Origin of the sequence: Chryseobacterium sp. FP211-J200, assembly GCF_001643375.1 — a bacterium.
Lineage (GTDB): Bacteria > Bacteroidota > Bacteroidia > Flavobacteriales > Weeksellaceae > Epilithonimonas > Epilithonimonas ginsengisoli.
This window is the reverse complement of record NZ_LSHB01000036.1, coordinates 1-26144: the sequence shown is the minus strand read 5'-3', so window position 1 is coordinate 26144 and position 26144 is coordinate 1. Positions and strand designations below refer to the sequence as shown.

General features: G+C 37.4%; 24 protein-coding genes. 16 read left to right on the top strand and 8 right to left on the bottom strand.

Translation table 11 applies throughout. The annotated features are described in order from the left end of the window. Nucleotides 1-6: 6 nt before the first annotated feature. The gene (locus AXA65_RS12215) at nucleotides 7-300 is read right to left on the bottom strand and encodes a hypothetical protein (RefSeq protein ID WP_063970382.1); all 294 of its coding nucleotides are present in this window, start codon (nucleotides 298-300) and stop codon (nucleotides 7-9) included. A 539-nt stretch (nucleotides 301-839) separates the two neighbouring features. Between AXA65_RS12215 and AXA65_RS12210 the strand changes: the two genes are divergently transcribed. The 4 genes from AXA65_RS12210 (at nucleotide 840) to AXA65_RS12195 (ending at nucleotide 4233) form a co-directional block, all read left to right on the top strand. Further along, nucleotides 840-1517 carry a carbonic anhydrase gene (locus tag AXA65_RS12210; protein ID WP_034973430.1) on the top strand — a complete coding sequence of 226 codons (678 nt, stop codon included), beginning with the start codon at nucleotides 840-842 and terminating at the stop codon, nucleotides 1515-1517. 8 nt (nucleotides 1518-1525) lie between these two features. Next, nucleotides 1526-1819, top strand: coding sequence for a hypothetical protein (locus tag AXA65_RS12205; protein WP_063970383.1), 294 nt, complete (start codon nucleotides 1526-1528; stop codon nucleotides 1817-1819). Nucleotides 1820-1956: 137 nt separating this feature from the next. Continuing rightward, entirely contained in the window at nucleotides 1957-3552 is a 1596-nt protein-coding gene (locus AXA65_RS12200; RefSeq protein ID WP_063970381.1) for a SulP family inorganic anion transporter, read from the top strand. Nucleotides 3553-3597: 45 nt separating this feature from the next. Further along, the gene (locus AXA65_RS12195) at nucleotides 3598-4233 is read left to right on the top strand and encodes a carbonic anhydrase family protein (protein ID WP_063970380.1); all 636 of its coding nucleotides are present in this window, start codon (nucleotides 3598-3600) and stop codon (nucleotides 4231-4233) included. 62 nt (nucleotides 4234-4295) lie between these two features. On the opposite strand, the gene pth is transcribed toward AXA65_RS12195, so the two are convergent. From pth to mfd, 3 genes are read right to left on the bottom strand one after another with little or no spacing between them, the layout of a single operon-like run. After that, nucleotides 4296-4859, bottom strand: coding sequence for an aminoacyl-tRNA hydrolase (gene pth / locus AXA65_RS12190; RefSeq protein WP_034963378.1), 564 nt, complete (start codon nucleotides 4857-4859; stop codon nucleotides 4296-4298). Next, on the bottom strand, nucleotides 4859-5752 hold the full coding sequence (locus AXA65_RS12185) for a hypothetical protein (protein WP_063970379.1): 894 nt from the start codon (nucleotides 5750-5752) through the stop codon (nucleotides 4859-4861). The genes pth and AXA65_RS12185 overlap by 1 nt, the downstream gene beginning before the upstream one ends. Nucleotides 5753-5797: 45 nt before the next feature. Next, nucleotides 5798-9145 (bottom strand): transcription-repair coupling factor, encoded by a 3348-nt coding sequence (gene mfd, locus AXA65_RS12180; RefSeq protein WP_063970378.1) that lies wholly within the window; start codon nucleotides 9143-9145, stop codon nucleotides 5798-5800. 159 nt (nucleotides 9146-9304) lie between these two features. Here mfd and AXA65_RS12175 point away from each other — a divergent pair, with 159 nt between their 5' ends. The 4 genes from AXA65_RS12175 to AXA65_RS12160 all read left to right on the top strand — a co-directional run bounded on the left by AXA65_RS12175 (nucleotide 9305) and on the right by AXA65_RS12160 (nucleotide 11099). Further along, a complete protein-coding gene (locus AXA65_RS12175) occupies nucleotides 9305-9643 on the top strand; it encodes a hypothetical protein (protein WP_063970377.1) in 339 nt (112 codons plus the stop codon). Continuing rightward, nucleotides 9640-10254: a hypothetical protein gene (locus tag AXA65_RS12170; RefSeq protein WP_063970376.1), complete on the top strand. Its 615-nt coding sequence runs from the start codon at nucleotides 9640-9642 to the stop codon at nucleotides 10252-10254. Before AXA65_RS12175 ends, AXA65_RS12170 begins: the two co-directional genes overlap by 4 nt. A gap of 103 nt (nucleotides 10255-10357) precedes the next feature. Then, on the top strand, nucleotides 10358-10618 hold the full coding sequence (locus tag AXA65_RS12165; RefSeq protein ID WP_063970375.1) for a hypothetical protein: 261 nt from the start codon (nucleotides 10358-10360) through the stop codon (nucleotides 10616-10618). A 136-nt stretch (nucleotides 10619-10754) separates the two neighbouring features. Then, a complete protein-coding gene (locus AXA65_RS12160; RefSeq protein WP_063970374.1) occupies nucleotides 10755-11099 on the top strand; it encodes a hypothetical protein in 345 nt (114 codons plus the stop codon). Between the two features lie 58 nt (nucleotides 11100-11157). Here AXA65_RS12160 and AXA65_RS12155 read toward each other — a convergent pair whose 3' ends face one another. Together AXA65_RS12155 and AXA65_RS12150 are read right to left on the bottom strand one after the other, a co-directional pair. Further along, nucleotides 11158-13167, bottom strand: coding sequence for a hypothetical protein (locus AXA65_RS12155; RefSeq protein ID WP_063970373.1), 2010 nt, complete (start codon nucleotides 13165-13167; stop codon nucleotides 11158-11160). 207 nt (nucleotides 13168-13374) lie between these two features. Beyond that, the gene (locus tag AXA65_RS12150; protein WP_063970372.1) at nucleotides 13375-14166 is read right to left on the bottom strand and encodes a DUF2797 domain-containing protein; all 792 of its coding nucleotides are present in this window, start codon (nucleotides 14164-14166) and stop codon (nucleotides 13375-13377) included. A gap of 60 nt (nucleotides 14167-14226) precedes the next feature. Here AXA65_RS12150 and AXA65_RS12145 point away from each other — a divergent pair, with 60 nt between their 5' ends. From AXA65_RS12145 to msrA, 8 genes are all read left to right on the top strand, one after another. Continuing rightward, a complete protein-coding gene (locus AXA65_RS12145) occupies nucleotides 14227-14586 on the top strand; it encodes a hypothetical protein (protein WP_063970371.1) in 360 nt (119 codons plus the stop codon). A gap of 40 nt (nucleotides 14587-14626) precedes the next feature. Beyond that, a complete protein-coding gene (locus AXA65_RS12140) occupies nucleotides 14627-15655 on the top strand; it encodes a GDP-mannose 4,6-dehydratase (protein ID WP_063970370.1) in 1029 nt (342 codons plus the stop codon). Nucleotides 15656-15776: 121 nt separating this feature from the next. Further along, nucleotides 15777-15998, top strand: coding sequence for a DUF2795 domain-containing protein (locus AXA65_RS12135; protein ID WP_027382805.1), 222 nt, complete (start codon nucleotides 15777-15779; stop codon nucleotides 15996-15998). A 96-nt stretch (nucleotides 15999-16094) separates the two neighbouring features. Continuing rightward, entirely contained in the window at nucleotides 16095-19166 is a 3072-nt protein-coding gene (secA, locus tag AXA65_RS12130) for a preprotein translocase subunit SecA (protein WP_063970369.1), read from the top strand. Between the two features lie 146 nt (nucleotides 19167-19312). Next, nucleotides 19313-21469, top strand: coding sequence for a TonB-dependent siderophore receptor (locus AXA65_RS12125; protein WP_063970368.1), 2157 nt, complete (start codon nucleotides 19313-19315; stop codon nucleotides 21467-21469). Between the two features lie 56 nt (nucleotides 21470-21525). Next, nucleotides 21526-22731: a PepSY-associated TM helix domain-containing protein gene (locus AXA65_RS12120; RefSeq protein ID WP_063970367.1), complete on the top strand. Its 1206-nt coding sequence runs from the start codon at nucleotides 21526-21528 to the stop codon at nucleotides 22729-22731. Nucleotides 22732-22908: 177 nt separating this feature from the next. Continuing rightward, entirely contained in the window at nucleotides 22909-23880 is a 972-nt protein-coding gene (locus AXA65_RS12115; RefSeq protein WP_063970366.1) for an ROK family protein, read from the top strand. Nucleotides 23881-23973: 93 nt separating this feature from the next. Continuing rightward, on the top strand, nucleotides 23974-24627 hold the full coding sequence (gene msrA / locus AXA65_RS12110) for a peptide-methionine (S)-S-oxide reductase MsrA (protein ID WP_063970365.1): 654 nt from the start codon (nucleotides 23974-23976) through the stop codon (nucleotides 24625-24627). Nucleotides 24628-24639: 12 nt separating this feature from the next. Here the strand turns inward: msrA and AXA65_RS12105 are convergent, their stop codons facing one another. Continuing rightward, entirely contained in the window at nucleotides 24640-25317 is a 678-nt protein-coding gene (locus AXA65_RS12105; RefSeq protein WP_063970364.1) for a DUF6624 domain-containing protein, read from the bottom strand. A gap of 61 nt (nucleotides 25318-25378) precedes the next feature. Next, nucleotides 25379-26035, bottom strand: coding sequence for a helix-turn-helix domain-containing protein (locus AXA65_RS12100; RefSeq protein WP_063970363.1), 657 nt, complete (start codon nucleotides 26033-26035; stop codon nucleotides 25379-25381). Between the last annotated feature and the right edge of the window lie 109 nt (nucleotides 26036-26144).

The following is a 26144-nucleotide window of genomic DNA, read 5'->3' as shown; positions in this document are numbered from 1 at the left end:
AATGCACTACGGGTTAAAATCTAAAGTTTTAAAGTCAGGAGTTATCTCAATTTTATTTTTCAAATTTTCATAAATTTTAAATGCTGAGTCTTTCTCTTCAGGGATATACAGATTTATCAATTCTCCTTTTTCATTAAAAAAAGAGCTCCATACATAATCTTCATCATAAAAAGCATGATTATCTTTAGACAAGGTTTTATTTTCAAAAACCTTTTTTGTCTTTTTTACCGACTTTTTCAAAAAATCAAAATCTTCAAAGGTTTTCCCATCTAATAAAATTTCAACATTACCATATTTCACTTTAACTTCTTTTGAGGATATTATTTTTAGCGTTTTTAAATCTCCACTTGTAAGTGCAAAATCAATGTTATAATTCCCATCATTATCTTTTAAGCTTATTATTGTAAGATAAATGTTTACTCAGATTAACATCTTTGCTTATCAAATTCTCTAAGAAGGAATCTATGAATGTATTGATATAAAATGATCATTATTTTTTTGATTTTGAGCAAAGCAACTAAAGCAGAATAATGAAAATGTAACTATATAAAATTTAATATTTTTATTCATATTTATCTTTTAGAGGAATTAGAGTGCTTTGCCTAATATTAACCCTCACATTTAGCAAAAGTAATTTTTCGAAGAACCAAAATACTAACTTTCTGCCTCCACATTCCATTTTCTTTTATAGACTGTCGATTTTTCAATATTAAACTTTGTTAAAAACTTGTGATTTTAAATTTTTATAACATATTTTTGTGTAATTATTGATTTAGTCTATTAATTTTTAAAAATAACTGCACCAAATCAATAATGCTGAATCAGCAAACTTTATTGTGATGACAAACTCTTACGAAGGTATTTTCGAAAACAATAAAAAATGGGTCGAAGGAAAACTAGCGGACAATCCGAATTATTTCCACGACCTTGCTAAAACACAGCACCCTGATTACCTCTACATCGGCTGTTCCGACAGTCGCGCAACAGCAGAGGAACTGATGGGCGTAGGGCCAGGCGAAGTTTTTGTACACAGAAATATTGCCAACGTGGTCAACACTTTGGACATGAGTTCTACAGCGGTGATCCAATACGCAGTGGAACATCTGAAAGTGAAACACATCATCGTCTGTGGACATTACAATTGTGGTGGCGTAAAAGCAGCGATGACCTCTCAGGATCTTGGACTATTGAATCCTTGGCTGAGAAACATTAGAGATGTTTACAGGCTTCATCAGGAAGAATTGGATTCTGTGGATGCTGATAAAAAATATGATCGCCTTGTGGAACTGAATGTTCAGGAGCAATGCATCAATGTGATAAAAATGGCCTGCGTGCAGGAACGTTATATTTTAGACGAATATCCGATCGTTCATGGTTGGGTTTTTGACCTTAGAACAGGAAAGATCATCGATCTGGAAATCGATTTTGAGAAGATCTTGAAAGATATCCAAAAGATCTACAATCTGACAGATTCTGATTGGGTGATGAGCAAAAAGAACAACAAAAACCTCATCTAAAAATTTATATGAAGTACTTGAGTATTATAGTATTATCGATTTTTCTTAACTTTACGGCTCTTCCTGGGATTGCCGCAATGTTTGGTTGGGAATTACCGAGAACCAATATTATAATGAATGAGGAAGAAACTCAGGCTCATACTTTTGTACTCTACGAAAAGACTCTTCCTAAAACTTTGGACATTCATGATTTTTTGAAATTCTATGAAGCTGTCCCTCAGAAAAATACAACATCAAATTGGGAGACCAATATCTATTTTTCGCCTTACTTGAGTATATTCTCTCCTCCTCCAGAAGCTTAATTCATTTGCGTTTTTATTTAAAAACGTTATTCTTGTTTGCTGTTTTTATTAAACAGTAGGCTTCGTTCTGTATTAAGTCAATCAACACTTTTTTAGAATAATTGATATTCATTATCAGTGACTTCTGCTATATTATTATGCAAAAATCAAAATCTTTGATTGGAGGGATCAAAGAGAATTTTCCTTCCGGTCTTGTCGTTTTTCTTGTGGCATTGCCACTTTGTCTTGGGATTGCGTTAGCATCAGGAGCACCGCCATTATCTGGCGTAATTGCTGGAATCGTAGGTGGGATCGTTGTCGGATTCATTAGTAATTCCAACATCTCCGTTTCTGGTCCAGCTGCAGGTTTGACGGCCATTGTTTTGGTCGCTATCACCGATCTTGGCGCGTTTGAGTTATTCCTTTGCGCGGGGATCATTGCGGGAATTCTCCAGTTAATCTTAGGATTTATCCGGGCGGGTAGCATCTCAAACTACTTCCCAAATAATGTCATCGAAGGGATGCTGGCTGGTATTGGAATTATCATTATTCTAAAACAAATTCCGCATGCACTGGGTTTTGACAGTGATTATGAAGGCCATGAATCCATATTTGACAAAGGTCTTAACTTCGGCTACTTCTCAGAATTGTTTGGAGCAGTCCACCCAGGAGCTATCATCGTGACTTTGGTTTCTGTAGCCATATTGTTGGCTTGGGATCATATTACTTTTCTGAAAAGGTTAAAGCTCTTGCCCGGCGCATTGGTTGCAGTGATCGCGGGAATTTTGTTGAATGAATTTTTCAAAATGTCAGGAAGTTCATTGGCAATTTCTGAAAAACATTTGGTGACTTTGCCAACACCCAGTTCATTGGAAGATTTCAAAAACCTGATCACATTCCCGGATTTCAACGGATTTATGAATCCTAAAGTTTGGATCGCAGGCGCAACCATCGCAATTGTAGCATCTATCGAGACTTTGCTTTGTATCGAAGCCTCGGACAGACTGGATGTGAGAAGGAGAATTACCGATACCAATCTTGAACTGAAAGCGCAGGGAATCGGAAACCTGATCAGTTCTTTCATTGGTGGGTTGCCGATGACGTCTGTGGTTGTAAGAAGTTCTGCCAACGCCAATGCTGGAGCGACATCCAAAGCATCCGCAATCATTCACGGGGTTTTGTTATTGCTCTGCGTCTTATCAATCCCAGTTATATTAAACCTGATTCCACTGGCAACTTTGGCAGCAGTATTGATTTTAGTCGGATACAAATTGGCGAAACCAGCGACTTTCAAACATTTCTGGCACAATGGAAAACACCAGTTCATTCCTTTTGTAGCAACCGTTTTGGCCGTTGTTTTCACGGATCTTTTGAAAGGTGTCGGAATTGGATTATTGATCTCCGTTTTCTACATTCTTCAGGGAAATATGAAACGTGCCTATTATCTGAGCAAAGAGACTTTGGACGATGCAGACGAGATCACGATCAAGTTGGCAGAGGAAGTTTCTTTCTTGAACAAAGCAGCCATCAAGAAAACCTTAAAAAACGTAAAATCTGGCTCCAAAGTCATCATTGATGCAAAAACAACCTCTTACATCACAACAGATGTTTTGGAAATGATTCAGGACTTTGCCAATGTAAGAGCCAAAGAAGAAGACATAGAAGTTGAATTACAAGGCTTCAAAACGTCTTACAGAGACTATGCGAGCGATGAAGATTCGCACGTGATCGTCAATCATAGAAGAGCAATGTAAAAATTGCAGAACATTAACATTGATACTTTATTTAAATTTAAAAATATGAAAGCACATACATTCGAAACACAAACGACCATTACACCTGACAAAGCGCTTGATATCCTGAAAGAAGGCAACGAAAGATTCGTTAAAAACCTTAAAGCGAACAGAGATCTTTTGTCTCAGATCAACGACACGCGTGCAGGACAATGGCCGTTTGCTGTGATCTTGAGCTGTATAGACAGCCGTACGTCTGCAGAATTGATCTTCGATCAAGGTCTGGGTGATATCTTCAGCGTAAGGATCGCTGGTAACTTTGTGAATCAGGACATTCTTGGTTCTATGGAATTTGGTTGTAACGTGGCGGGTTCTAAACTGGTTGTCGTTCTAGGTCACACCAAATGTGGCGCATTGAAAGGTGGTTTGGACGCAGCAGCCATCGAAGGTCTGGGAATGGACAACCTAAACCACTTGATCGGTCATTTCGATCACATCATCAAAGATATTATCAAAGACGGTGAAGAGCGTTCTTCTAAAAATGAAGACCTGTTGGAGAGACTGAATCAAAGTAATGTAGGAAACGCCATTGGGGAAATTCGCGCTCAAAGTTCTACACTTAAAAAACTTGAGGACGAAGGCAAGATCAAGATCGTAGGTGCCAATTACGATGTTGAGACGGGTGTGGTCACTTGGATCTAAAAATATTTTCTTTATACAATTAATTAGGTTGTAGGCCGGGTAATTTATTTTATCCGGCTTACTTATTTCCCATTAAAAGCAGTCATCGTATTCTGAATGCCTGCAAAAACAAAAGACAAACTGGCTTGGGAAAACTTTTCGATTCTTTCAGAAAGTTTTTCTTTTTCTTCCTCGTTCCATTTTCCGAGAACATAATCCGCCTGCTTCCCTTCTGAGAATTCTGCAGAGATCCCGAATCTTAATCTTGGATAGTTCTGAGTATTCAGCTGTGACTGGATGCTTTTTAAACCATTGTGGCCGGCATCGGAACCTTTCATTTTCATTCTCAAAGAACCAAATGGCAGCGCAAGGTCATCTGTAATGATCAAAATATTTTCTAAGGGAATATTCTCCTTCTGCATCCAAAATTTCACTGCATTCCCTGAAAGATTTACGTAAGTATCAGGCTTTAGGACGAAGACCTTTCTGCCTTTGTATTTGCCTTCAGCAAGAAGTCCAAAGTTTGAAGATTTGAAGGGCGCTTCTATTTTCTCAGCGATCTTTTCCGCTACCTTAAAACCTATGTTATGTCGCGTTTCTGCATATTCTTCCCCTTTGTTACCAATGCCGACAATCAGATATTTCATTACTTATATAAAAAAGTTAATTTGTCTCCCGCGTTGGAGTTCATGGTTTTAGGATAACCAGCTTCATCATAGGTGTAAGCCATTGTAAGAGATTGTGAGACGCCCATTGCAGTCACCTTTACTGCTTGATAATTATTTGCAGACAATCCCAATATTCCTTGGTTGGAAGTGTTGTAATGTGTGGAGAGAATGTTGTACGCCATAGGTAACGTTGCAAATGGATTCTTGTTAATGTCATAATTGCTCAATTCAGATTCTAGAACGATTGGCGGAATTGAAATTGGCCCCAAAGGCACTGTCGTTGTAGCCAATTTCCAATTAGAAATATTATTTCCAGCAAAGGTGATATTACTCGTCACATCATATTCTAAAACAAACTGTCCTGGATTTTCAGAATCCTCTACATTCATTTTTGTAACCACTTTGCTTACTTTTTCTCCATTATAAGTGAAATCATTGGTTGATTTATACAACAACACGCCATTGGACTCTGTGGTACCAGATGCGGATGTCAATCTTCCTGTGGTGTAAATCAAGTCCAATTTTGTTAATGTGGTCTCCCCCAATTCAGTTGTAGTAATTTCGACATGAGAGATCTGATCGTTTTGATAACTTAGAACAGCTGTTTCACTTCCATCAACAAATTGGCTTTTGACAGTTGTTAGTTTATTGGCTGTGTAGATATAGTCAACTGTTGTTTGTTCGCCATCGGAGTCAACACTTGTCACCTTGGAAAGAAACTTCGTTGTTCCCCCATTGTTTCCGCCAGGATTCGTGTTTGGGTCATAATCTATACCTATCAAAAAATCTCCGTTGCCGTCCTGATTGGGATCACACGAAGAAAGCATCAAAATACCGAAGATGAGAGATAAATAATAAAATAAATTTTTCATTGATTATTGTTGTGTTTGCAAAGTTAACTTTTTAAAATAAATCCTCTACGCTAAAATCCTGTTCAAGACCAGATTCACCTCTTCCACATTTGTTACATTATCTTTCCGCATCATCAGCTGGTTGTTCTTTTCTTTTAACGTTGCTTCCTTCGGGTTTTGTGTGAGGTAGGCAATTATTTTTTTGAATTTATCACTTTGATAGAATTTGTCCTGAGGATTTGCCGGGAAATAACCGAGGAATACTTTGTTCTTCACGACCAATTTATCAAATCCAATTTCCGCAGCCAGCCATTTCAGCTCCACAGATTTCAATAGATTAATTGCTTCATCCGGTAATTCTCCGAATCGGTCTTTCAGTTCATTTTCAAATGCTGTCAGATCAAAAGCATTACTGATTTCGGCTAATTTCTGGTATAATGACAATCTTTCCTCAGTCGAACTCACATAATGATCTGGCAACATCAACTCCAAATCTGTATCGATATTGACTTCTTTATTGGATTTGAATAATTTCTGACGGTCTTCTTCATTTTCAAAAAGATCCTCAAAATCCTCATCATCTTTCAGTTCTTCCAAAGCCTCCTGCATCATTTTCTGATAGGTTTCAAATCCCATTTCATTGATGAAACCACTTTGTTCAGCTCCAAGCAAATCGCCCGCGCCACGAATTTCCAGATCCTTCATTGCAATCTGGAATCCACTTCCCAGGTCAGAAAATTGCTCGATTGCTTCCAATCGTTTTCTCGCATCAGAAGTCATCATATCAAACGGCGGCGTTATCAAATAACAAAACGCTTTTCGGTTGCTCCGCCCAACTCGTCCACGCATTTGGTGAACGTCAGCCATTCCAAATCTGTGAGCATCATTAATGAAAATCGTATTCGCATTCGGAACGTCAACGCCACTTTCGATGATGGTAGTCGCGACCAGAACGTCATATTTTCCATCCATAAAATCGAGGACATTCTGCTCCAATTGTTTCCCTTCCATCTGTCCGTGGCCAATCACGACTTTCGCATCCGGAACCAAACGCTGAATCAATCCTGCAATATCTTTCAGGTTTTCGATCCTATTATTAATGAAATAAACCTGTCCGTCCCGCTGCAATTCGTACGAAATCGCATCACGAATAATCTCCTCACTGAAACCAATGATACTCGTGTCTACAGGCTGACGATTTGGCGGGGGTGTTTTGATGACCGAAAGATCTCGTGCAGCCATTAATGAAAATTGCAAAGTCCTTGGAATCGGCGTTGCCGTCAATGTCAGCGTATCGACATTGGTTTTCATCGTCTTCAGTTTATCTTTTACCGAAACTCCGAATTTATGTTCTTCATCAATGATCAACAAACCTAAATTTTTGAATTTCACTTTCTCAGAAGCCAGTTGATGAGTTCCAATCACAATATCAACTTTTCCGTCTTTAAGACCTGCTAAAGTTTCTGATTTCTGTTTCGCAGTTCTGAATCTATTTAAGTAAGAAATATTGACCGGAAAATCTTTCAATCGTTCTTTGAAACTTCTGTAATGTTGGAAAGCCAAAATCGTTGTCGGAACCAAAATCGCTACCTGCTTGCTGTCAGTTGCCGCTTTGAAAGCCGCACGAATCGCAATTTCCGTTTTCCCGAAACCTACATCGCCACAGATCAAACGATCCATCACGCCTTCATCTTCCATATCGCGTTTCACATCGAAAGTCGCTTTTTCCTGATCCGGTGTGTCTTCGTAAAGGAAACTCGCCTCCAACTCATTTTGAAGATAAGAATCCGGTGAATATTGGAATCCTTTCGCGGTTTTCCTTTGAGCATAAAGTTTGATTAAGTCAAATGCAATCTGTTTTACTCTCGCTTTTGTTTTTTGTTTTAAGGATTTCCAAGCAGGCGAACCAAGTTTGCTGAGAACTATTTCTTTTCCATCCGGTCCGTTGTACTTTGAAATTTTATGTAATGAATGGATACTCACATAAAGCAGATCGCCATTTTTATAAACCAGTTTGAAACATTCCTGAATTTTTCCATCATTATTCACCTTTACCAATCCCATAAATTTTCCAATCCCATGATCAATGTGCGCAATGTAATCGCCAATCTTCAAAGACATCAAGTCCTTTAAAGTCAGTTGTTCAGATTTTGCAAACGTATCTTTGGATTTGTAACGCTGATAACGGTCGAAGATCTGATGATCCGTATAAACCAGGATCTTGTGTTCCAAATCCACAAATCCCTGATGAAGTTCGGATTTGAAACTTTTGAACGGAATCTGATGTTCCAATTCTTCAAAAATCGATTGCAATCTTTCACGTTGTTTTTCAGATGAGAAAGAGATCCAAGTATCAAAACCGAGAATTTGTTTTTCTTCAAGGTCTTCAATCAACAATTCGAAATTTTTGTGGAAACTTGGCTGTTGCGTTTGGTTGAGTTCCAGCGTTTTGATTTTCGGAAGTGCAAAAGGTTGCGAACTGAAATCGATGGTTTTGAATTTGATCAGTTTATTTTGGAATTCATTTTCGGAAATAAACAATTCTTCTGGCTTTCTATGACTGATCTCTTTGCTTAAAGTTTCAAATTTCTCAAACGATTTTTCATAAAAATCCTTGACTTTCTTTACGCCAAGAAATAGATTCTTTGAAACGATCAAACTGTCATCAGAAAGCAATTCGAAGAACGAAACTTTGTTGCCGGAAACCGAAAAATTCATATTGGAAACCAACTGGAATTCTGTGATCTTATCCAATGAAAGTTGAGATTCTATGTCAAAAGTCTTTATACTTTCTACCTCATTACCAAAAAATGTGATTCGGAAAGGTTTTTCATTAGAAAAAGAAAAAACATCCACAATCCCGCCACGAACAGAGAATTCTCCCGGCTCAGAAACAAAATCGGTTTGGTTGAATTGGTAATGATTCAGCAACTCATCCACAAAATCAAAATCCAATTGATCGCCCACTTTGATCTGATGAGAGATCGCTTTGAAGTCTTCTTTCTTCAACACTTTTTCCGACATCGCACCAACGAAAGCAACGATGACTTTCGGAGATTTGCCAGAATTTATTTTATTAATGACCTCAGTCCTTAAAACCAAATTGGCATTCTGAGTTTTCTCAACCTGATAAGGTTCCAAATGCGTCGCCGGAAAATAAAGTATATTTTCTTTCCCTAGCAGATCTTCCATTTCTGAGTTCACGTAAAGCGCATCTTCCTTGTCATCCGTAATGAAAAGAATATTTTTCTTCTGAGCCAGAAACAATTCTGCCGTGAAAATAGAAACCGCCGAACCAGCACTTCCTTTCACAGAAATATGTTGATTATGATCTAATTGTGAAAATATCTCACTCCCAAATTCTTTCTTGAGCAAGTCTGGAAGTAGATTTTCATTGATTTTTTTTAATTGCATATCAAATATATGTAAACAGGAAAACGATTCCGAGCTTGTTCCCGGAATCGTAATTCTTTGCAAAGATACTATTTTTAAGAAAAATTAGTTTTAATTTTACATTCATTAAGTCATGCTCAATTGAAATTTTCATTCAAAATATTATCTTTTTTCTGCTTGATGTCAATTCTCTTGCCACAATGCAAAGATGACGATGCCAATATCTTCCGAGCCTATGCGGAAGGAAAGATTACTTACTCCGACGGGAAATTTTTGGAAGACCCGATCCATCTGGTGAACAACAAAAAGATCATCGCCGAAACATATCCAAAAGAAAGCGGCAGTTTTGTTCTGGCTGGGCCTTATGAAAAAGACGCTTACAAACTGCAACTGAAAAACTTCAAGATCAAATCCTTTTCTACAGAAACGCCAGGTTGTAAAATATCCGCAGATTCCCTCAGCATCGAGATTCCGGATGGTGTGACCTATGTTATCTTTAATGACATCACTTTGAAATGATAAAAAAATCTATTCTTTTTTTCATCGTTATCTTTTCAATTTCTGTGTCAGCACAGCGCAGAAAGCAGAATTGGACAGAGAATGTCAGATTTTCCGTCGATCCGCATGTGAAAGTGATGACCTCTCTTGGCAATAATTTCCTAAGTGAATCTTTCGATTATTTTTATGGATTTGGTATTGGACTCAATACCAATCTTTATAAGAATTTTGGTCTTGGCGTAGAGTACACTTACTTTCTTGCCACTCTAAAAAAACCAGAATTGTCCGGCTATCTGGGAGCGCCGTCTATGAACAGTTTCGATTGGTATATTTTCCACAAAGACAAGATCACAGAAGAGTTCTTCGTCGAAGAGATTGTGGGCTACACTACTTACAGGATGAAAAGTCCTTTTTTAGATAATTCGGGGGAATTCTCTGAAGGTAACGGTGGACTAAACCTTGGTGCGAAAGCCATCTATGTATTGGATGTAGAAGGCGTGCAGGAAATTGTACTTGGTGGAAAACTTAATTTTTACAACTCCAGGATCGGCAATCAGAATCCAGATATCGAAAAATTTTATTCCAAAGCCACTTTGCTAAATATCAGCTTGGCGTATCGTTTTAATTTTTAATTTTAAGGAGATTTTAAGCTATTATAATTTCTGGTTAAAGTTTTATAATTCTCATTTTTAATCAATTATTACTATAAATTTGTTAAACCAAAACAACAGAGACATGAAAAATCTACTGACAACTTTGCTGCTTACCTTAGGAATAGGATTAGCATCAGCACAAACAACACCAGCTGCAAAAGCAACGAAAACAGAAGTTAAAACGAAAACTTCTAAAACATCTGTGGAAGCAAAAGCCGCAAAAGTGGCAAACACACCAGATGTGAAAATGAAAAAAGACGGAACTCCGGACAAACGATACAAAGCCGCAAAAACCTTGAAAAAGGATGGAACGCCAGACAAGCGTTACAAGGTTAACAAGTAATTTATCTCGATCTGTAAAGAGAAGGATAATTTAATTTTTCATAACTTTTATTTTTTTAAGACTTTACAATTTTTGTAAGGTCTTTTTTTTGGTTCGTGATTTGATTTACTTTTAGCATCAATAAAAAAATATCATTATGAATAATCCGAAACCAATGCTTACACTTTCCGAAGTGATGGAAAAACTAAGACAAAAAGGCATCACCAAAGAAATTCTAATGAACGAGGATAAAAAATTTGTGCTGCGAGATGAAGGAATTGTCTATAAACCTGAAGATCTGAAGATCATCCGAACTTACAGATTCGAAGGTGCAAGCGATCCAGGCGATAATGTAGCCTTATATCTTTTGCAGGACATCTATGGCAACCAGGCCATGATCATCGATTCCTACGGCGCCAACAGCAACTACAGCGGACCAGAATTTGATGAATTTTTAAAGAAAATAGAAGAAGACGAACAAAAAGAAGAATTTGATTTCTAAAAATCCTTTCTGTAATAATATAAAAACCCTGTCCGTTGAAAGGCAGGGTTTTGTATTTTTAGATTTTAACAATTAGTAAGGTTTTCTTGAGTCCATCCTCGATGCCTTTCCAATAAAAATTGAAGAACGATCTTTCCTTGTTCCGCTCAACATAGATGTCCACAGATTCCGGGAATTTCTGAGAATCTTTCTTTATCAAAAGGTTGGCAACGCCAGATAGGAATTTCTTTTTCTCTTTGGTCTCCTTGTCTATCAAACTTACTTTCAAATCTTTATGAGTAATTTTGAATTTCCCATTCATAATGTCATTGTTCCCTTTGAAATTATAATTAAGACTTGTAATAGCACCAGTCGCCGTAATATTCATGTAAGGTTTGACGAATGGATTGATGTCATTTGCCGGAAGATCATTGATGTAACCACCAATCGTGAAGTTGTCCCGTAGATCTGAGGTATCAAAGTTCCAATTCACTTTCATTGGAGAAACGCCCATAAACTTGCAATTGATCACAATCGGGACTTTCGTATTGGCGCCTTTCTTTTTGTTGGAATTAAGATTTTTGACGTTCAAATTAAAATTGGTGAAGAACACTTTTCCAGGACCATTGTTGTCCGGCTTATCTTCTTCGTAGACCAATTTTGAGTTTATAAGATTCAGATTATCAACAATCAAAGGGAATTTTATAGTTCTAAGAACTTTGGAATAAAGCAATTTTTCTTTTGGATTATCTTTCGGAATTTTGCTTCGGAAAATGTTCGCATCCACTTGGTCAAGTTTTGCTGATCTCAAATGAAGGTCAAGTTCTTTTTCGAAAGTCCAATCGACACCTGAAAGTAGAATTCTGTTTGCCGAAATATTGAATTGGTCATCTTCCATCGGAATCGTCCTTACGAATTCGGCACGCGACATTTTTGGAATCATTTTAAAATTCATCAAATCAATCGATTGCGAAGACATATTAAAGCTTGACAAACTGATATTATAATATTTCCCTGAATCATAAAAAAACGTCTTTCCAACGATTTTATAATCTTTGAACTTAAATGGCAATTTGTTCTTCGAAGTTTCATCGTCCATTATCAAATCTTTCACATTAGCATCAAATTTTGCAAGTGACAAGGATTTTTCGCCGTTGGATTTCAGTATTGATAATTTCCCATTTTTGATATCAATGTTGGCAAAATTCAAATCGATTCCGTTTTTCTTTGGATCTTTTGGCTTAATGACTTTCTGATCTCTATTTTGAATAACAAATTCTGGGTCAAGGAACTGCGCATTTGTCAGATTCAATTTGGTCTTATCAAAAACCAAATCATTGAAGGAAATCTTCTTGCTTTTGATTGTTAAAAGACTTTTCTGTTTCGTAAAACTTTTCTCCCAATCTTTGAAACCCAAAACCGATTTCAGCTCAAAATCATTGATTTCCAATTGACTATTATTGGTTTTGACATCAGAAGAATTAATGGTGTAAACATCACTGATTCTTGCGAAGAAATGTTTCGCAGTGATTTTATAACTATCCAGCGCAAACGGCAATTCGTCTGGATTATCGTTCAGGCTCAGATTTTTGACCTCAAGATCAAGGTCTTTTGCGGCGAAAACTTTTGAGTCGTCTGGTTTAATGACTTCGAAGTTTCCTTTGGTGATATCAATGTTTCTGATTAGAAAAGGCATTGGCTCTTTTACGGAATCTTTCGTTTTCTTTTGAGCCAATCTAATTTTAAAACGTGGATTCGTCAATCTGATAGAATTGGTGTTGATCTTTTTATTTTTGATCAAATCAATGATTCCCAATCGGCTGATATTCAAACCGCTTACAAACCCATCAATTGCCAAAACTTTTTTGTCATTTGGATTTTTAGATTTAATTAAAATTCCGTCTGCCGAAATACTTCCGCTGAGAATCTCGACATTCAAGGTCTTGTAGGTGATTGCGTAAGGTGTTTTATTTTTGATGTAATCCGGAAGCTGATACTTGAGCCAAAGCGTGAATCCGATATTCACTATCAGAATGAGAAGCAAAATACTTCCCAGAGCAATTCCGGTAACCTTTAAAGTTTTTTTCATCTAATTTTTTCTCACTAATTGATTACTAAAAACCGTTCCAACTTTAAATGCCTTTTCCTTTTAAAGTCTTTGAACCACAAAAGAAAATCTAAAAATTAAATCATTCATAAGAGCAACGAGACAATTTTTGAAAATAGTATTCCTTTTTTAACTTTTGATAAACCTAAACAAAATAATGGCTTTTGTGCCTTTTATGGTTTTAATTTTTTAAACCGTCAACTCCACCACATAACCTTCGTGCCCGCGAACATTAATGAAATCATCACCTTCAAAAGCAAGATATTGCCCTTTGATTCCCTTCAAAACGCCATTGAATTCTGGTTTCTTGTCCAACGTGAAAACATTGATCTTCTCCGGTTTCTCATAAGGAAAATCCAGTTTGATAATATTATCCTCGCTCACCGCAAACCTCTTGAAATCATTAGGAAAATAGTCTGCAATTTTATTTCGGAAATCAATCAGATCCAATGTGTCTTCATAATCGTCCAAAAGCATTTTCTTGGGATTGGTCTTATCTGCAACGTGTTTTTTCAGTTCCACCTCTATCATTCCAGCTTCGTAACGGTTTTCCGTGATGGCGATCGGCAAAGCGAAAGTCGCACCTTGATCGATCCATCTGGTGGGGATTTGGGTTTCTCTGGTCACACCCACTTTCACATCGCCTGTGTAAGCCAAATAAACAATGTGCGGAACCAGCTGAATCTGTTTTTCAACTTCCAGATCTCTTTCTCCAACTCCAAGATGTGCCGTGGAAAGTTCCGGGCGGATAATTGAGTCGCTCGCATACGGACTTTCGAAGAAGCATTTTTTGCAGAATCCCATTCGGTAGACCTTCTCATCACTTCCGCAATTCACGCATTGGTAGCCAATATGTTTGATGCGAAGTTCTTTTCCAAAAAGCTGATTCATATTGATGAGGTCGCCATTCAGGTTGAGATAATATTGGATCGGTTTTCCGTTTTGAGAGATCATTTTCAGGATTTGTCCGGAGAATTGCATTTTGTTATAATTTTAGTAAAAATACAGAAAAAGATTTATTTTTGTTCAAAACACAGATCTATGGGTGACAAACAAAAATTGAGAAAACATTTTGCTTTTCTATTAAACTACATTTTAGACAATTCCAAAAAGGCTTTTTTGAGCGCGGACGACCTTGTAATGGTTTCAAATGAAGTGCATCATTTTAAGAATTATTTGAAAAAAGCAGATATTGATCCGGACCTAAAGGAAAAATTAGACCAAGTGCATTTTGACTATTCTCCTGCAAGAGCAAATTTTTCTTCTTCTTTTTTGATCATAGTCTTACTTATTTTATCATTGGGATTATATTTTATGTTTATAAAAATCCAAGAATTAGAACGAAAAAGATCATTAGTCGCTTTTCTAGACAAATATGAAGATTTGTTAAAACTTTTTTAGAAAAAATAATACCTAAATTTGCAATATTCAACAATCAACCATGAATTATCTTGTTACTGGCGGCAGTGGATTTATAGGTTCTCATCTAGTAGAACAACTTTTGAAAAATGGACATTCTGTCATTAATATTGACAACTTCGACGATTTTTACAATTATAAGATCAAAGTTCAAAATACTTTGGAATCTTTAGCTTCAAAATCTGAATTTAATTTCACAGATAAGGAATCCGACATTCAAAAACTTTCAACTGAAACCAAATCAAATTATTACCAGCTTTATCATCAAGATATTCGGGACAAAGAAGGTCTGGAAGAGATCTTCAAAAATCATAAAATCGATCTGGTCATTCATTTGGCGGCTCTGGCTGGCGTTCGTCCTTCCATTGAACGTCCTTTGGAATATGAGGCAGTGAATGTCCGAGGCACTCAGAATCTGTGGGAACTTTGCAAAGACTTCGGAATCATAAAATTTGTTTGCGCCTCATCATCAAGTGTTTACGGCAACAATGAGAAAATTCCCTTCGCTGAAACTGACAATGTAGACAATCCGATCTCGCCTTACGCAGCGACAAAAAAATGTGGCGAGATCATAGGACATGTTTACCACAGCCTTTATTATATCGATATGATCCAACTGAGGTTTTTCACGGTTTACGGGCCGAGACAAAGACCGGATCTCGCTATTCACAAATTCACGAGACTGATTTCCGAAAATCAAGAAATCCCTTTCTACGGCAATGGTTCTACAGCTAGAGATTATACTTTCATCGATGATATCATTGATGGAATCTTGAAATCTGTCACATATCTGCAGACCAACGAGAACGTTTATGAGATCATCAACCTCGGGGAAAGTGAAGTGATTACGCTAAGCGAAATGCTCACAACCCTGGAAAATACAATTGGAAAAAAAGCCAACAGAAAAATGTTACCAATGCAGCCCGGTGATGTCCACAAAACCAATGCTGACATCACGAAAGCAAGGACTTTGATAGGATATGCACCAAGCACAAACTTCCAAAATGGCATAAAAAAATTTGTGGAATGGTTTTTGGGAAATCCGCAGTAATACGCCACGACGACAATCGAATTTAAATATTAAATAAAATAATTTTTAAATATTGTTGAAAATCAGTAGAAAAGTGTATAAAGTATCACCTAATTTTTTACTTTTGCAAAAAATTTAAATTATGTATTGGACATTAGAATTAGCATCTTACCTTAGTGATGCACCTTGGCCGATGACCAAGGCAGAATTGATTGATTACGCTATCAGAACCGGAGCGCCTATGGAAGTTGTAGAAAACCTACAAGCCATCGAGGACGAAGGTGAGATCTATGACGCGATCGACGAGATCTGGAGCGATTATCCTACAGACGAGGATTACCTCTGGAACGAGGACGAATATTAATTCGTTTTTTTGGCTCTTGGTTTTTACCTTTTGCCATTCTTTTAAATAAATAACGCAGTTGGCCAAAAGCTGAGTGCAAACAGCAAATAGCAAATTATGAGTTTTTTAAATACCGTTCTTAAAAGTTTTTTGGGAGACAAAAATGCAAAAGATCTTAAAGAAGTAAAAAAAGTTGTCGCAAAAATTAAAACAGTAGAATCTGGAATCCAAGCATTATCTGATGATGGACTGAGAGATAAAACAGCAGAATTTAAAAATAAAATAAAAACTGCAACTGCCAATTTTACAACCCAAATCGAAGAAACTAAAGAGCAGATAAAAAACTCAAGCAACGTTGACGAGAAAGAAGCCCTTTTCACCAAAATCGAAACTCTGAAAAAAGAGTCTTATGATGTGGAAGAAAAGGTATTGGCAGAAGTTCTTCCAGAAGCATTTGCTTTGGTAAAAGAAACTTCTCGTCGTCTGGCTCAAAACGGAGAGATCCGTGTAACCGCTACAGACAGAGACCGCGAACTGGCAGCCACAAAAGATTTTGTAGTGCTGGAAGGTGACATCGCTGTCTGGAAAAACAAGTGGGATGCTGCAGGAACACCTGTCGTTTGGGACATGGTTCATTACGACACGCAGTTTATCGGTGGTGTAGTACTTCACCAAGGAAAAATTGCTGAGATGGCAACCGGAGAAGGGAAAACGCTCGTTGGAACTTTACCTATCTATCTTAATGCACTTCCTGGCCGTGGTGTTCACGTAGTAACTGTCAATGACTATTTGGCGAAACGTGACTCCGCTTGGATGGGACCGTTGTACGAATTCCACGGTATGAACATCGATTGTATCGACCTTCACCAGCCAAACTCAGACGCAAGAAGAAAAGCTTACCAAGCAAGCATCACTTACGGGACCAACAACGAATTTGGTTTCGATTACTTGAGAGATAACATGGTGACCTCTCCAACTGAATTGGTTCAGGGAGAATTGAACTTTGCTATCGTGGATGAGGTGGATTCTGTTTTGATAGATGATGCCAGAACGCCATTGATCATTTCTGGTCCGGTTCCACAAGGAGACAGACAGGAATATGATGTTTTGAAACCTTCCGTTGACAGAATTGTGGAAGTTCAAAAGAAAACCGTTTCTGTTCTTTTCAACGAAGGAAAAAAATTGATCGCTGCTGGTAAAACCAAAGAAGGCGGATTCAAATTATTGCAAGCATACAGAGGTCTTCCGAAAAACAGACAATTGATCAAATTCTTGTCAGAAAGCGGAAACCGTGCGTTGCTTCAAAAAGTTGAAGGTCAATATATGGCGGACAACAACCGTGACATGCCAATCGTAGATAAAGATCTTTATTTCGTGATCGATGAGAAAAACAATCAAATCGATTTGACCGATAAAGGTGTAGAATATATGTCTGCTGGTAACGAGGATCAACAATTCTTCGTTTTGACGGACATCGGAACTGAGATCGCAGATATCGAGAAGAAAAACCTTTCCAAAGAAGAAGAATTTGCTGCGAAAGAAGAATTATACAGAGATTTCTCTATCAAATCTGAGCGTATCCATACTTTAAATCAATTATTGAAAGCTTATACATTATTCGAAAAAGATGATGAATATGTGGTGATTGATGGCGAAGTAAAAATCGTTGATGAGCAAACAGGTCGTATTATGGAAGGAAGACGTTATTCTGACGGACTTCACCAGGCGATCGAAGCGAAAGAAAATGTAAAGATCGAAGCAGCAACGCAAACGTTTGCGACGGTTACTTTGCAGAACTACTTCCGTATGTACAACAAACTAGCGGGAATGACCGGAACGGCGGAAACAGAAGCAGGAGAATTCTGGCAGATCTACAAACTGGATGTTGTTGTAATTCCTACCAACAGACCGATCCAGAGAGATGACAGACAAGATCTGGTTTTCAAGACCAATCGTGAAAAATATAATGCAGTGATCGAGGAGATCGAAAAATTAGTTGAAGCTGGAAGACCTATTTTGGTTGGTACGACTTCTGTTGAGATCTCTCAATTGTTGTCAAAAGCATTAAGCTTAAGAAAAATCCCTCACAATGTTCTGAATGCGAAACTTCACAAGAAAGAAGCAGAGATCGTAGCTGAAGCTGGTGGTGCTGGTGTTGTAACCATTGCAACCAACATGGCAGGTAGAGGAACGGATATCAAACTGAAAGGAGAAGTGAAAGCCAACGGTGGTCTTGCGATCATCGGAACAGAAAGACACGATTCGCGTCGTGTTGACAGACAGTTGAGAGGTAGAGCTGGACGTCAGGGAGATCCAGGAAGTTCTCAGTTCTATGTTTCTTTGGAAGATAACTTGATGCGTCTTTTCGGATCCGAAAGAATTGCGAAAATGATGGACAGAATGGGACATAAAGATGGTGAAGTGATTCAACACTCTATGATCTCCAAGTCTATCGAAAGAGCTCAGAAAAAAGTGGAGGAAAATAACTTCGGTGTCAGAAAAAGATTGTTGGAGTATGATGATGTAATGAACAAACAGCGTGACGTGATCTACAAACGTAGAAAGAACGCATTGTTCGGCGATCACTTGAAGTACGACATCGTGAATATGATCTACGACACAGCTGCAGCAATTGTTTCTCAACACAAAGCAACCGGAAATTACAAAGATTTCGAATTCGATATCATCAAATATTTCACAATGGAATCGCCAGTGACTGAATCTCAGTTTTCAAGCACTCAGATTCCTGCGTTGACAGACATTGTCTTCAAAGCGGCAAAAGAAGATTATGATCTAAGACTAAATCTTCTTAAGGAAAAAGCATATCCAATTATCGAGAACGTTTTCCTTAACCAAGGTTCGATGTTCAAAATGATCCAGGTTCCTTTTACTGATGGTACGAAAACAATGACCATTGTAACAGACCTTCAACAAGCTTACGAAACCAAATGTGAATCGTTGATCACAGATTTCGAAAAGAATATTTCGTTATCAATAATCGATGAGAACTGGAAAACGCACTTGAGAGAAATGGATGACCTACGTCGTTCTTCGCAAGGAGCCGTCTACGAACAAAAAGACCCATTGGTGATCTATAAGCAAGAATCTTTCTTCCTTTTCAGCGAGATGGTAGAAAAAGTGAACAAAGAAATTGTTTCTTTCTTATACAAAGGAGAGATCCCAGCGTAAGAGACTTCAAAGCATAAAATATAAAAACCCGTTGACTTTCAGCGGGTTTTTTATTTTTATCAATTCTAAACAAAATGACAAAAATCATAAAGTTTGTTAATTTAGAATAAGTAAAAATAATATCTTTACAAAAAATTATTCTAGCAATGAAGAAAGTTATTGTAAGTGCCGTGGTTCTAGTTTCCACTTTTGCTTATGCTCAGGAGAATGACTCTATCAAATCAAGTAACATTGATGAGGTGGTAGTAAATGGAAAATATTATCAAAAATATAAATTAAATGAAGTTTCTGGATCGTTGCGTTTGCAAACCCCTATTCTGGAACTTCCTCAAAACGTACAGTCTATTAGCTCGCAAGTTTTGGCCGATCAGATAACGTTAAACATGTCCGAAGGAATTGTTAGAAATGTAAGTGGTGCTAGAAAAGTAGAACATTGGGACAATGTCTATTCAAACGTATTTATGAGAGGTGCAAGCATTGCAACTTATATGAACGGAATGAATGTAACCTCAACTTGGGGACCAATAAATCCGGATGTTTCTATCATTGACAGAATAGAGTTTGTAAAAGGACCTGCTGGATTTATGGGCTCTATGGGAGACCCTGCTGGTTTTTACAATATCGTAACTAAAAAACCCACTGGCAAATTTCAAAATTCTGTCAGATTCACAACAGGAAGTTATAATCTTTTCAGAGGAGAAGCCGATCTAGATGGTGTTCTTGTCAAAGATGGCGTTCTGGATTACCGTTTGAATCTTATGGGAAGTACGAACGGATCTTGGGTAGAAAATGATAAGACTAAAAAAATTACTGTTGCTCCGTCTATCACATTCAGACCTACAAAAACAACAACTTTTACAGCACAATACAATTATCAGTTTTTAAAATTCTCACAGCCCGGCGCTTATTTGATGTCCAATGATGGCTATGCGAGCCTTGGCGTCCACACGAACTATAATGATAAGAATTTCAAACAAACTGAAGTAAAAGATCAAAGTTTATTTCTTAGCTTAGATCAGAAACTATTTAGTGATTGGACATGGAGCACTCAATACGCATACATGGACATGAATTATGATGGCGGTTCTTGGTGGGGAACTTTTGATACCACTAACAGTAATATATTCAACAGAACATTGAGCAATTGGCAAGCTGTAGGGAAAAATCATATTTTCCAGACTTACCTTAGAGGTAGCTTGAAAACAGGAAATGTAGTCCACAAAATCATTGCTGGTTTTGATTATGGAGATAGAAAATACAATGCCGATTTCTCTGGTTATGCTGCAGGTGTTTATCCTATCGATATTCACAATCCGCAGTACGGTGTAGATCCTTCAACGCTGCCTTCAGATGACTTTTATACTTTGAATCCTGCAGCTCCTTTCTATAACGACCAAGGCGTAAAATATACATCTTACTACGCGCAGGATCAAATAGAAATGTTTGATAACAAACTTCGCCTTACATTAGCGGGTAGATATACAAAAGGGAAAACTTTTGCAGGTTATCCTAATTTAGGTGCAGTTACACCGGATACAGCAGGCGAATTTACACCAAGAGTTGGTGCAAGCTATTCTATCAAGGATGACTTTTCTGTCTATGGCGTCTTTGATAAAACATTTGTGCCACAATCAGCGATACAATATTCAGAATCAAGTGTTGCAGGACAGCCACTTACAACGCCTTTCAAAGGTCAAAATATGGAAATTGGTATGAAAAAGGACTGGTTCGGTGGCAAATGGAATTCTACATTTGCAGTTTACGAAATCAGAAGACAAAATATATTTACATCAGATACCGCACATCCTAACTTAGGCTTCTCATTAGCTACAGGAGAGCAAAGAGCCAGAGGATTTGAAGCCGATATCAAAGGTGAAATCATCAATGGCCTTAATGTGATCATCAATTATGCTTATACAGACGCTAAAACTGTAAAAGATAGTGATGCTACAAGAATAGGACAGCAATCTCCCGGGAATGCTAAAAACGTACAAAACACCTGGTTAAGCTATAGATTTGGAAACGGCCTGCTAAACGGATTCGGTATTTCTGCAGGTTATCAATATCAAGGTGGAAGACAATCCTGGTTTGGGACAAGTGCGAAGAATGATCAGAGATTAGAAGATTATTTCGATACAAACTTTGGAATTTCTTATGTTGCGAAAAAATTCGATGTTAATCTAATTTTAAATAATGTTCTTAACAGAAAGTTATATAGTGGCTACAGATCAGACGATGGCTCCTATGCTTGGATCTATAATGCTCCAAGAAACTGGAGAATGTCCATCGGATACAAGTTCTAATTAATTATCTAAGCAGAAAATACATTTTCTGACTTTTCGAAATTCCAATTGAATGCATGAAGAAAAAACATCATCATAAAAAGAAACCTGGTTTCTTTAAGAAATGGACAGCCAAACTACATCTGTGGTTTGGCTTGTCCATTGGTACACTGATCTTTATTATCGCAATCACGGGCGCATTGTTCGTTTTCAAAGATGAAGTAGAAAATTTCTCCAGAAAAGAATACATCTACCACAACGAACAAAACATCGATCAAAAGCAAATGCTCCCGATCCGTGTGATGGAAAAATTGGTCAATGAGCAGACCAAAGAAAAGTATCCGATCCACTGGATCAACGTCCCGATCGACAAGAAAATGTCCTATCAATTCTATTGGTACGAACATCAGCCCGACCAATGGAATTACTTTGACGAATTTCCAATCTACAAACTAGCTTATGTCAATCCTTATACGGGAAAAGTACTGCAAATGTATGATGAGAAAAACGGATTTTTTGCTATCGTAAAGTCTATCCACTGGAGTTTTTTTCTGAAACAGGATTGGGGAACTTATGTCGTCGGGATTCCGGTCGTTATTTTCTTAATTATGCTGATTACAGGAATCGTCCTTTGGTGGCCAAAGAATAAAGCAGCCCGAAAACAACGCTTCAAATTCCAATGGAAAGACACCACACAATGGAAAAGAAAGAATTATGACCTCCATAACATTCTAGGATTCTACTCTTCTATTTTCGCTCTTATCCTTACAATTACCGGATTGTTCTATGCATTTTTTGTCGTTCAAGCGATGATCTATTATACATTTTCTGGAGGAGAAACAGCGTATCCAGACTTCTCAAAGATCACGACAAAAGCACCGGTCGAGATGAGAACAGACAAAACCCTGGACAAGATCTCTGACAAAGTAAAAGAACTATATCCGTCAGCTTACGGCTTTAGTTTAGACCTTGGTCATCCACATATCGATGATCACGAACATCCCAATTTCGAGGTTTATGTGAGACACCTCTCCTACTCTTATCACAAAAGCAGCAGCCTCATCTTTGATGAGAACTCCGGAGAACTGCTTCATACGCACGACCCGAAAGACAAGAACTTCGGAGAGAAAACCGTTGCTGCCAATTATGACATCCACGTTGGAGCGATCTTGGGCTTGCCGACAAAGATCATCGCTTTCATTGTCAGCTTGATCATTGCCTCAATGCCGATCACTGGATTCATGATCTGGTGGGGACGAAGAAAGAAAACACAGATTAAATAATTGATATTGAAACCTGAATTTTACCATTCAGGTTTTTTGTTTTTCAAAACACAAATCTGCTTTAAATATTAAATTTCGTTCCTCCAAAAACAACTTTCAAATTTTTAAAATTAATGTAATATTTCCCTGATATTAATTTCCTTTTCTCTAAATTTAGGGTCTTAAAAATTTTGATCGATGTCATTAATTGATTTATCACGACAAATCGCCATAGGTATAGATATTGGCGGAACCAATACCAAATTCGGTTTGGTGAACCACCGCGGAGAGATTCTCGCAAAAGGACAAATTAAAACAGAGGAGTATAAAAAGGTAGAAGATTTTATCGAGGCTTTGTATGTCAACATCAAACCTCTGATTGATAAAATTTCCAGCAACACCACCCTGGATGGGATCGGCGTTGGTGCGCCAAACGCCAATTACTACACAGGAACCATAGAATTAGCACCTAATCTTCCTTGGAAAGGTGTAGTTCCTTTCGCAGAATTGATGACAAAAAAATTTGGTGTTCCTTGCAAAATGACGAACGATGCCAATGCAGCTGCACTGGGAGAGATGATGTTCGGTGCTGCCAGAGGAATGAAGGATTTTATCATGATCACCCTAGGAACTGGTGTAGGAAGTGGCATCGTGGCTAGCGGAAGCCTGATCTACGGTCACGACGGATTTGCTGGAGAACTAGGTCACACGGTTGTGAAACCTGGTGGAAGAAAACACTGGAGCACGGGTTCTGAAGGCAGTCTTGAGGCTTACGCTTCTGCAACCGGAATCGCTATCACTGCTAAAAAATTCCGAGCTGAGTTCCCGGATTCTATGTTGAATCAATATCCGGAAGAGACAATTAATTCCAAAACAGTTCATGAGTGTGCTAAAAAAGGTGACCCAACAGCAATAGAAGTTTTCAGATATACTGGACAGAAATTGGGAGAAGCATTAGCAAACTTCGTAATGTTCTCTTCCCCTGAAGCGATCTTATTGTTTGGAGGCGTGATCAAAGCTGGAGATTTCCTTCTGAAGCCCGCAAAATTACATATGGAAAGAAACCTGTTGCCCATTTTCCGCTCCAAGGTGAAATTGGTCTTCAGTGAACTGGACGAAGCGGATGCTGCCATTCTTGGTGCAAGTGCCTTGGTCTGGGAAAATAAATAATTGAGATAGAGAGATCCTTTGATGTTCGTTTTTAATGGGAATAATATTTGCTATTAAGAACAAGGAAAATCAAAGGATTTTTCTTGCTCAAAAATGAAACGTTATTTATTGATATTCTTAAGCTTTTTCCTTGTCAATTGTAATGGGCAGGAGAAAAAATCAAAACCTTTAACAAATCAAAAAATGGATAAAAACAATTTGGAATATGCCACTTTGGCAGGCGGATGTTTTTGGTGTGTGGAGAGTTGTTTCCATATGCTGAAGGGTGTAGAATCTGTAACCTCAGGATATTCCGGTGGACAGAAAGATAATCCAACTTATGAGGAAGTATCAACTGGAACTACTGGACATGCGGAAGTGATAGAAGTTGCGTACGACCCAAAGATCATTTCTTACAAGCAGTTGCTGGAAGTGTTCTGGTTCTTACACAATCCTACGACTCTGAATAGACAAGGCAATGATATCGGAACGCAGTACAGATCCTCGATCTTCTATCATTCTGATAAACAAAAACAAGAGGCCGAAGAATCTTTGAAGGCATCGGAAGCTAAACAGGAATGGAATGGGAAATATGTCACAGAGATCGTTCCTTTCAAAAAATTCTGGTCAGCAGAAGCTTACCACCAAGGTTATTACAATGCCAATCCAAACCAGCCTTATTGTAGTGCTGTAGTTGGACCAAAGATCCAAAAATTCAAAAAACACTTTGGAGAATTGGGTTGGTTACAAGAAAAAGTGGAGCAATAAGCTCCACTTTTTTTATTTAATCTCAGCAAGTTCTTCGTAAGTGTACTCTTTATATTCAATACCAAACCGCCTTGCATTTTCTTCGACAGTTGTTTCGAAACCCGCTTCTCTTCTTCTTTTATTCACGTTCTTAGAATCTTCAATTGGTAAGACATAAGTAAAATTCTCCTGTTTACCAGTTTTATGATTTGTAATCATCCGAAAGGCCAGCTGTGTTCCATAGACTTGCGGTTTTTGTTCACTTGTCAATTTTCTGTCCAGCATCATTCCGACATATTTAAAAGGCAATTCCCCTTTTTTACCTGCCTCTTCAATTAGAGGATAATACTTTTGAATTTTATCCGAGTGCTGTACAACATAGAAAACTGTAGTATTCGCCGGTTCGCCAACAAGAGATTTGCCTGGATAACCAAATTCAGAAATAATCTTTTCTACCTTAATTATATTTTCTGCATCAATTTTATTAATTAGAGTCCACGCACTTTGTTGCAGATTTTCTCGAGACAAATTTGTGATTCTAGCTATTTCATTTTTTCTTTCTTCTGACGTTTCGCTATCAATAAACTCTCTGTAGATCTGATCCTTAAAAAGAATATCTTCTAATTCTTTCTTCAAATCTATATTTAATGATTTTTGCGCTTGGCAATTCATTAACGAAAAACAACTAATCATTAGAACTAAATATTTCATAACATAACATTGAATTGCAAAATTGAGTGATTTATTTGATTCATAATTGTAAAATTGTAAACTAAATTATCAACCAAGGATTTGTGGTCTTGAATTCGATAGTTTTAAAGAAAATTTTGGGCAAAGTATTCGTAAAATGCAATACATCTTTTATGAAGTGCGACTGGTCATAATACATATTTTGCAATCCTAATTGAGTTAAATCCGATTGTGGGAAATCAACAGTGTTTCTAAATCTTTGGATTCTCTTATACTCACTTGGCGTTTTGCCTAGATATAATTTAAAAATCTTATGAAGATATTGCCTTGAAATTCCGATTTTTTCGGAAACTTCTTGAACACTCATTTTATTTAACAATGTAAGTATTAGTTCAATCTTTTCAATATTTATTCTTTGAAATTGAGATAGCCAATACATTTCCAGACACTCAATAGATTCTTCTAAAGTATTTTTAGTAAGGACTATTTCCATTTGTTTTCGAAAATCATTTTCTGGTAAGAACGCCGAAAAGTTTTTCTTTTTGTAAAAACGCTTGATATCGTTAACAAAATAATTAAGTCCTAAAGGTTTAAAATAAACTGTCACCTCATTTACTTTTCCATGGTACTCTATTTTGATAGGTTTTGAGTAATTGCATGTTATCGTCGAAATAAATTCAGCATCTTTTTTATAGTTAGATATCAGGTGATCTTTCTCAATCCGAACCTCACTATCCAAAGCACAGGTAACAATTTGAAAATTATTTGGAAAAGTGTAATATGAAAATGAAAAATCTATGTTATCACTTTTAAGAAAATAGTATCCTTCACCCGTAGTGCATTATAAA